Origin of the sequence: Paenibacillus sp. KS1, from assembly GCF_001680695.1 — a bacterium.
Classification (GTDB): Bacteria; Bacillota; Bacilli; order Paenibacillales; family Paenibacillaceae; genus Paenibacillus_B; species Paenibacillus_B suaedae.
Genome location: NZ_MAIS01000260.1, coordinates 1 through 989 on the forward strand (window position 1 = coordinate 1; position 989 = coordinate 989).

Sequence of the window (989 nt, forward strand, 5' to 3'; positions counted from 1 at the left end):
CGGCAGGGTTAACAGCTGCTTTCGATCCTCCTCCCATAGATCTGTGATACGTGTCCTTTTGGCGTAATGTGCTCGCTCTTGGTCGTGTCTGGCCTGCTCCATGAAAAAAGACACCAGTTGCTCATGACTTTCATAGATCGGAATGGGAACGGCCCAGTTGCGTTTGGCATATCCGCATTTGTTTTCCACATGCCCTTTCTCATGTCCGCTGTATGGATTACAAAATACGGCTTCAAACCGGTAGTGGGCACAAAAGCGCTGAAATCCTTCTGTAAGCTGCCGCTCGCCTTGTTTTTTGATATGAACGACGGCCGCCGACAGGTTGTCGAACCAAATTCGCTGAGGGACGCCTTCCATTTGCTCAAAGCATTGCTTCATTGCCTCCAGAAAACATTCCTGATTCTCCGCCGGTGTTGGATAAACAAACGAAGCATTACTATATGGAAAGGACACTACTAGCAGTTTATAGGTGAGCAGTTGCTGTGCTTGACTCACTTGAATGGTGGTGAAATCCACCTGTGCTTACTCTGGCGGATGCTCTAGCCGTTCGTAGATCTTGGCTCGCGAAAGTTGCATTTCGTTTTTCCGCTTTTGCACATAGGCCAGCACAGTCCGTTGTCCTCCAGTAAACTGATATTCATCTCTTAGGCGTTGATAGATACGTATACCCGTATGCCGCTGCTTGCGAGGGAGCAGCCGATCTTCCTCCAGCCACGTATCCACGATGTCCATAAAGGGCCCCATGACTGGACTTCGGCTCTTTCTCTTGCCTGTAGATTCATTCCAGTCGGACTGATCTGCATACTTCTTTGCCGTCCGCCAGTGGATGCCCATCTGTCTAGCAATATCTCTGACCGAACACCCTTCTGCTTCACGTAAAAATCTGATATAGTGTTGTTGAGGCATTTTCAGCATCCTTCCATCTCCTTTGTTAAGTTCTCAGCAAACCTAACGATAGGAGGATTTTAAGGGGCTGACAAGTGCCTTTT

General features: G+C 48.4%; 2 protein-coding genes. Both read right to left on the reverse strand.

The genetic code is table 11. The features are described 5' to 3' along the window. Positions 1–516 (reverse strand): DDE-type integrase/transposase/recombinase (locus BBG47_RS28195; protein WP_254659961.1); only part of this gene is annotated, 516 nt, incomplete at its 3' end. Positions 517–522: 6 nt separating this feature from the next. Continuing rightward, positions 523–915 carry a hypothetical protein gene (locus BBG47_RS28200; protein ID WP_065294484.1) on the reverse strand — a complete coding sequence of 131 codons (393 nt, stop codon included), beginning with the start codon at positions 913–915 and terminating at the stop codon, positions 523–525. Positions 916–989: the final 74 nt, after the last annotated feature.

Coding starts and splice junctions, on each gene's coding strand:
- BBG47_RS28200 (WP_065294484.1), bottom strand. CDS start 915: ATGCTGAAAATGCCTCAACAACACTATATCAGATTTTTACGTGAAGCA.